Below are 7,575 nucleotides of genomic sequence, written 5' to 3' on the forward strand. Positions count from 1 at the left end.
CCCGCCGGGCCGGTCCGCCGTCGGGGCCGGGGGTGCGCCGCTCGTCCCGGTGCGGGCCGCGCTGCGCGGGGACGGGGTGGCCGGGGCGGGCGCTTCCGGTGCCGCCACCGGCCCGCCCGCCCGGCCGGGGGCCCTGGGCGTCCCGCCGGTCCCGTGCGTCCGGCCGGTCCTGCTCGTCCCGCCCGCCCGGCTCGTTCCGCTCGTCCCGCTCGTCCCGCCACAGCGGCGCGTCGTCGCGCGCGCCCGCCGTCCTTCTCCCCGTCATCGACACCTCTCGTCCACTGCCGCGCCGTGCCTGCGGCGTCCGACCGTTCCGGGCTGTCAGACGCCGGGCGGGCGCCTCCCGGTTCCTCTACATCGCTGTAGAGGTTCGGGCGAAGCATACAAATCCGCTCCGGGTACGTAAGCTCGCCCCCAGGTGCCGCCCGGCACCGGGCGACACCTGGCAGAACGCGACAGCCCGGCGCCAGGACACGGCCACCGGTCGCCCGGTGGCACGGAATCCGCGGCGGCGCGCACGATCCGACGGACGGAAGGAGCCACCGGTGGCGGAACGCGGCGCGAAGTGGCCGTGGCTGGTCCTGGCCCTGGCCGTCCTGGGGATCTGGGCCTACGAGCGCGGCGGCGACCCCGTCCCGCCGCCGGCCGCCGCCCCGGCCGCGAGCTCCGCCACCGCCGCCGGCCCGGGCTCCTCCCCCGCCGGTTCGCCCTCGCCCGCCGCCACCGGGCAGCTGGGCGACTACTCGCCGCCGCGCTTCGCCGCCCAGGTGGAGCAGTACGCGGCCGAGGCCGGGGTGAACCCGCAGCTGGTGATGGCGATCCTGTTCAACGAGGCGTACAAGCCGCACGGCCCGGACGTCGAGCGCGCCTGGCAGAAGATGAAGCCCGACGCCTCGTTCGGCGTGGCCAACATGCACCGCGCCGCCTACGACGAGACCCGCCGGAACCGCCCCTTCGCCGACCGCCCCTGGGAGGACCTGCCCGACGACCCGGGGCTCGCCGTCCGCGCCGCCGCCTGGCACCTGCACGACCTGGGCGCCCAACTGCCGGCCCACCCCGCCACCTCGCTGTCCCGCGACGAGCTGATGGCGCTGGGCTACAACACCGGCGCGGGCAACATGCTCGCCTTCGCCCGCGGCACCAAGCCCGGTCCCGAGGCCAGCGCCTACCTCGCCAAGCTGCACGACAACTGGTCGAAGTCCGCGGACGCGCTGGCCGGCCACTGAGCCCCGGGCGTTTCGAAATCGGAATGACCCACTTCACGGATCCGCCCGGCCGGCCCCGCGCGCTCCCCCTAGGGTGACCATCGAGTCGTCAACTCGACCAGGGGAGAATGACGTTGGACATCGAACTGGCGGACGCCGTGGCCGCCGTGCGGAACGAACTGCTGAAGGCCCAGCGACTCGGGACCGGGCAGGAGCTGCTGTTCGAGGTCGGTCCGATCGAGATGACGTTCGAGGTCGAGCTCCGGGCGGACGCGAAGGCCGGCGGGAAGTTCAAGGTCTGGGCGCTGTCCGCGGAGGCCGGGGGAAGCGTTTCGCGCGGGAGGACCCACCGGATCTCCTTCACCCTGACGCCCCGGCAGGCCGGCCGGGCGGACTTCCTGATCTCCAGCGAGGGCGACGGCACGCGCCCGCCGGAGGACCTCGACGACCACTACCAGAACTGAGACGCGACCGGACCGGGGCACTGGAGCGCAGGGGGGGAAGCGTGCTGCGGGACCGCGTGGTGACCGTCGACCGGCTGGGCGTCCGGGGTTCCGGCTACCTGGTCGGCCCCGGGCTGGTACTGACGTCCGCACACGTCGTGGGCACCGCGGCGACGGTGTCGCTGAACCGTCCCGGCACCGGCCGGAACTTCCGGGCGACCGTGGTGTGGCGGGGAAGCCCGGGCGGGCGCGACGACGCCGCGCTGCTGCACGTCGACGACGACGGGTGGAGCCCGCCCGCCTCGCCGGGCGTCCGCTGGGGCGAGTTCGTCACCCTGCGGACGGGGCAGCGCTGCGAGGTGATGGGCGTTCCCGAGGTGGCCCAGTACACGGGTTCCCGGGACGGCCGGTCGGTCGGGGCGCCCAAGGGCTTCGTGGAGACCTCCCACCTGACGGGGTCGGTCAATCCCGGCAACTCCTCCGTCGGCAACCGCTACGTGCTCGACGTCACCGAGGTCCCTTCGGACTGGCCGGGCGGGGGCCTGCCCTGGGCCGGCCTCTCCGGGGCCGCACTGCTGTCCGACGGCTTGCTGGTCGGCGTGGTCGCGAGCGAGGCCGCCTTCCACGAGCACTCCGCGATCGGAGCCGTACCGGCCTACTACCTCTTCCACGCGAAGGCGGGCGACGCGTTCCGCGCGGCCCTGGAGCGGTACGGGGCCGACTCGCTGCGGCTGGAACCCGTGGAGTTCGTCCCGCTGACCGATCCCGAGTCCACCGATCGGAACCGCTCCGGCACCTCTCCGGCCGCGCTGCTGCGCCCGGAGCGGGAGGTGGTCCCGTTCCACGGCCGCGGGGAACTGCTGGAGGACCTGGTCGACTGGTGCGTCCGACCCGGTGTGGCCGCGCTGCTGGTGCACGGGCCCGGTGGTCAGGGCAAGACCCGGCTGGTGCGCGAACTGGCCGAACGGCTGACCTCCGGTCCCGCGCACGGCAAGTGGACGGCGGTGTGGGCGGCGTCCGGGGCGCCCGGGGAGGACGGCCCGGACCTGGCTCCCCTGGGCGAGACCCACCGCCGGGTCCTGGTGGTGCTCGACTACGCGGAGCAGCGGATCGGCCAGCTGGCGAAGCTGATCGAGTCGGTCCCCGACCGCGACCTCCCGTTCAAGGTCGTGCTGATCGCCCGGACCGACGGCGAGTGGCGCGACCGGGCCAAGGCGCGCGGCGAGGCGGTGGCGGAGGCCCTGGGGCGGGCCGCCCGGGTCGCACTGTCCCCGCTGGCGGCGGACGCCGGGGAGCGGCTGGCGCTGTACCGGCGGGCCGCGGGCGCCTTCGCCGGGCAGTTGCGCCCGCTGCCCGGCCGCGGGCACGTCGACTGGGCCGCGGTGGCGGCCGCGCTGCCGCCGCGCGAGCTGGGGGACGCCCGCTACGCCAACCCGCTGACCCTGCACATGACCGCGCTGGCCGACCTGCTGGACGCGGGCGATCCGCTGCCGCCGGCCCCGAAGCCTTCCCGCAGCGGGCTGACCGTCCACGCCGAGAACCCCGACGACGCGGAGACGCGCCTGCTCGCGCACGAGGAGCGCCACTGGAACGGGATCCTGGCGAGCAACGGGGGCGGCGGCGCCGGTCCGGAGGCGAAAGTGATCGCGGAGGCGTTCCGGGACGCCCTCGCCGCCACCGTCCTGCTGGACACCGGCGACTACGCACGGGCGGACTCCGTGCTGCGCCGGGTCCGGGGGCTCTCGGACGAGGCCCGGCGCGGCATCGTGGAAGAGTGCCTCGCCGCCGCCTACCCTCCCGCCGGGGCGGCGACCGGCCCGTGGGGGGCCGTCCAGCCCGACCGGATCGCCGAGCGCTTCGCCGGAAAACGGGTGCTGGGACGGCCCTACCTGCTCCCCGCGCTGAGCGCCGACCTGGCCCCCGGCGACGCCGAGCGGCTGCTGACCGTGCTGACCCGGGCCGCGCAGCACCGCCCGCTGCGCGCCGAACTCGCCCCCCGGGTCACCGAGTTGTGCGTCGCCTCGCCCGACGTCCTGGCCCTGCCCGCGATCGCCGCCGCCACCCACGTCGAGGAGGCGGCGCCGCTGACCGACGCCCTGCTCCAACTGCTCGACTCCCCGCTGGCCGACCCCGACCGGCTCGCCTCCTGGGCCGAGGCGCTGCCCGACTCCTCGTACAACCTCGGCCCCTGGGCCGTGCGCCTGCTCGAACGGACCCTGCGGGTGGCCGGCGGAAACGACCTCCGCTCCCCCGAGGAGCTCCTGGCCCGCACCCGGACGCAGCGCGAGCTGTCCAAGCGGTACGCCGAGGTCGGGGAGTACGCCAAAGCCCTGTCGACGGTGAGTGACGCCGTCCAGGCGCTGACCGCCGCCACGGCCCTGCACGGCCCCGGGACGCCGCACGGGATCGCCTTGCGGAGATCGCTGGCGGGCTGCCTCAACAACCAGGCGGCCTTCCACACCTGGCTGGGGCAGTGGGATCGGGCCCTCCTCCCGGCCGACCTCGCCGTCCAGTGCTTCGAACTGCTCGAACGGCACGGCGGGCTGGACCGGCCCGAGCACCTGCTGACCGCCCTGGGCACCCGCGCCACCGCCCACGGCAACCTCGGTGACCTCGCCCGCGCGCTGGCGGACTGGACGGCCGTGGTCGAGCGCCGACGGCAGCAGGCGGCGGACGGCGCCGAAGCGGCCGTGGCCGAGTTGGCCCTCGCGCTGAACAACCTCGCCCTGAGCCAGCGCGACCGGGGCCGGGGCGAGGAGTGCCTGCGCAGCAGCCGGGAGGCCGTCGCGCTGCTGCGCCCGCTGGCCGGGCGGCGGCCGGACGCCCACCTGCCCCTGCTGGCGAAGGCGCTCGGCACCCTGGCGAACTGCCTCGGCGACACGGGCCACCCGGCCGAGGCGCTGGAGGTGTTCCGGGAGGCGGTCGCCCTGCGGCGCCGACTCGCCGAGGGCCGGCCGGCCGCCTACCGGGGTGAGCTGGCCCGGAGCCTCAACTCGCTGTCCATCGAACTGAGTCGGGCCGGTCTCGGCCGCGAGGCCCTCGCCACCGTCCAGGAGGCCGTCGAGCACTACGAGGAGCTGGCGCAGGAACAGCCCGAGACGTACCGCGAACCCTTGGCGATGACCCTCAACACCTGGTCCAACGAACTCGGCGACGCGGGAGCGGCCGAGCAGGCGGTCGAGGCCGCGGAGCGGGCCGTCGTCCTCTACGCGGAGCTGCACCGGGCCCACCCCGAGGCGTTCGCCGCCGACCACGCGATGGCCCTGAACACCCTGGCCCTGCGGCTCGACGACGTCGGCCGGGGCGCGGAGGGACTCGCCCTGCTGCAACAGGCCGTCCTGCTGTACCGGTCCGTCCCCGAGCCACGGCCGGCCGGTGTCCAGGCGGACTTCGCCCGCTGCTTGAACAACGTCGCGTCGGCGCACCGCGGCGCCGGCCGCGACGTCGAGGCGCTGCGGGCGGCCGAGCAGGGCGTGGCGCTGGGCAGGGCCCTCGCCGAGGCGCAGCCCGACTCGTTCGATCCGCTGTTCGCCCGGCTGGTCACCACCCGGGCCCTGTGCCTGCACCGGCTGGGCCGGCTGGAGGAGGCGGCGGATGCCGCCGAGGTCGCGGTCGCGGCCGCCGCCCCGACCGCGGCCCAGCCGGAGTCGGCCGGCCTGCTGGGCGTCCTCGCCGCCGTCCTGGGCCTGGCCCGTCGGCACGAGGCCGCGCATGCGGCACTGCGGCTGGTGGTGGACGCGCGGCGCGCGCTGGAGCGGATCGACCCCGAGCGCCACCGGGACGGCCTGTTGGAGTCCCTCGACCTGTTCCGCACCCAGCTCACCTCTGCGGGCAAGCACGCCGAGGCCCTCGAACCCACCGTCGAAGCAGTGCGGTTGCGCCGCCTCCAGTTGGAGCGGCAGCCGACCGACGAGCACCGGGCCGGCCTCGCCTCCGCCCTGTCCGGCGCCGGCGACCTGCTGACCCGGCTGGGCCGGCGTTCGGAGGCCGCCGACCACGTGGCGGAGGCGGTCGCGCTGTGGGAGACCCTGCCGCCAGCCGAGCGGGACGCCCGGATGCCTTCCCCGGCCCTCACCGCGCTCTCGCACGCCAACGCGTTGTGGGCGGCCGGGGAGTCCGCCCGCGCGCTGGCGCTGCTCCACGGGGTCGCCGAGTCGTTCGAGCGGATGCCCGCGGCGCATCCGGCCCGCGGCGCCGGGATGGCCCTGTCGCTGGGCCTGCTCGGTTCGCTGTCGGTCGAGGTGGACGGGGCGGAGGCGGCGCTGGCGCACCTGGACCGGGCCGTGGCCGCCGCCCGGGCGATCGAGGGCCTGGGGGTGGAGGCGTACGAGGGCATCGTCGCGGACACCTTCGGCTCCCGGGCCCAGGTGCGCACGGAGTGCGAACCGCCCCACCCGGGAGCGGTCGCGGACGCCGAACGGGCCGTGCGGATCTACCGGGGCCTGCCGGCGGTGGAGGCGGCCGCGCGTGCCGCCCAGGCCGTCGGCGCACTGGCCGCGCTCGGGGTCGCCCGGGCCCAGGAGGGGCTGGCCGAGCAGGCGCTCGCCGACACGGCGGAGGCGCTGGCCGCCGCCCGGCGGCTCGACCCCCCGGAGAGCGACGACCACCGGATCGCCCTCGTGACGGCCCTGCTCGGCCGGGCCCGGAGCGGGCTGCTGACCGGCAGCGGGCGGGCGGAGGCCGCCGCCTGCGCCGGGGAGGCCGTCGTCCGGTTGGAGTCGATGGCGAAGACGAGCCCCGCGCTCTTCGCGTACGCGCTGCGCCGGGCGCACGCGCTGCGCGCGGAGGTGGAGGACGCCGACCGGTGGCCCGCCGGGTGACGGCGGCGCCCCGGTACGCCCCCTGCCGCGGGCGGGCCGGGGTCGGCGGATAGGATGACGCTCCGTCAGTTCTCGCCCACCGGAGGGTAATCGTGTCCGACGACCTGCTCATCGCGAAGATCAGTCACGGCTTCGACCACCTGGACGCCGACGGGGACGGGCGGCTCACCGAGCAGGACCACGTCCTGATGGGGCAGTCGGTGGCGAGGTCGCTGGGGCACCCGGCCGGGTCGGCGCAGGAAGAGCGGATCGTCGGGGCGTACGTGGCGATCTGGCGGGAGCTGCACCTGCCGCACCTGCCGGCCGGGGCGGAGGCGATGGACCGGGCGGAGTTCCTGGCGTCCACCGCCTCGCTGGCCGACGACCCGGCGGCCGCGGCGGCCACGCTCGGGGCGCTGGCCCGGGCCTTCCTCGCGGTGGCGGACGCGGACGGCAACGGCCTGGTCGACGCGGACGAGTTCTTCGCCTTCCAGCGCGGCCACTTCCCGCAGCTGCGCCGCAGTGACGCGGACACGGCTTTCGCGCACCTGGACCGGGACGGCGACGGCACGCTGTCCGCCGGGGAGTTCGAGAGCGCGATCATCGAGTACTGGACCAGCCGCGACCCCGCCGCCCCGGGCAACTGGTGGACCGGCAGCCCGCAGGGCGACCCGGCCCCGACCACGCTCTGACCTGGTCCGGTTGACCGGGCGGCCGCGCCCGGGGGAGCCTGACCGGCATGACGGAACGCACTCCCCAACTGACCGACGAAGCCGAGGCGTTGGACGACCTGCTGGACGCGGCATGCGCCCTGGCGGTGGCCCGGGGCCACAACGAGGTCACCACCGGGCACCTGCTGCTGGCCCTGCCCGAACCGCTGCCCGGCGTCACGCCCGACGCCCTGGCGGAAGCGGTCGAGCAGGCCCTGGTGTCGTACGCCTGGCCGCGCTTCCCCGTCCCGGCGGGCGAGTTCCCCCCGTTCTCCCGGTACGCGGGCGAGGTCCACCGGCGGCTGGCCGACGACGGACCGGGCCCGCTGGCGGCGCGCCTGCCGCTGGCCGTCCTGGACTGCGAGCCGGTCGGCCCCGGCCGCCTGGCGCTGCACGCGCTGGGCCTGACGACGCGGCG

5 protein-coding genes and 1 pseudogene are annotated in these 7,575 nt (G+C 76.4%); 5 read left to right on the forward strand and 1 reads right to left on the reverse strand.

What is annotated here, in order from left to right; genetic code table 11:
- Positions 1 to 265, reverse strand: a pseudogene (locus ACWEO5_RS37360) (hypothetical protein); the annotation flags it as partial.
- Positions 266 to 545: 280 nt separating this feature from the next.
- Here ACWEO5_RS37360 and ACWEO5_RS37365 point away from each other — a divergent pair.
- The 5 genes from ACWEO5_RS37365 to ACWEO5_RS37385 all read left to right on the forward strand — a co-directional run.
- Positions 546 to 1,226, forward strand: a complete 681-nt coding sequence (locus ACWEO5_RS37365; RefSeq protein WP_452166535.1) for a lytic transglycosylase domain-containing protein — start codon at positions 546 to 548, stop codon at positions 1,224 to 1,226.
- Positions 1,227 to 1,333: 107 nt separating this feature from the next.
- On the forward strand, positions 1,334 to 1,669 hold the full coding sequence (locus ACWEO5_RS37370) for a trypco2 family protein (RefSeq protein ID WP_452166536.1): 336 nt from the start codon (positions 1,334 to 1,336) through the stop codon (positions 1,667 to 1,669).
- Between the two features lie 41 nt (positions 1,670 to 1,710).
- Positions 1,711 to 6,468: a P-loop NTPase gene (locus ACWEO5_RS37375; protein ID WP_452166537.1), complete on the forward strand. Its 4,758-nt coding sequence runs from the start codon at positions 1,711 to 1,713 to the stop codon at positions 6,466 to 6,468.
- Between the two features lie 92 nt (positions 6,469 to 6,560).
- A complete protein-coding gene (locus ACWEO5_RS37380) occupies positions 6,561 to 7,139 on the forward strand; it encodes an EF-hand domain-containing protein (RefSeq protein WP_452166538.1) in 579 nt (192 codons plus the stop codon).
- A 47-nt stretch (positions 7,140 to 7,186) separates the two neighbouring features.
- Positions 7,187 to 7,575, forward strand: a 389-nt coding sequence (locus ACWEO5_RS37385; protein ID WP_452166539.1) for a Clp protease N-terminal domain-containing protein, incomplete at its 3' end; no start/stop codon positions are given.

The organism is Kitasatospora sp. NPDC004272 (assembly GCF_053603035.1).

Bases quoted from the DNA above. Each gene is read 5' to 3' on its own strand.
- ACWEO5_RS37370 (WP_452166536.1), top strand. From the start codon at position 1,334: ATGACGTTGGACATCGAACTGGCGGACGCCGTGGCCGCCGTGCGGAAC.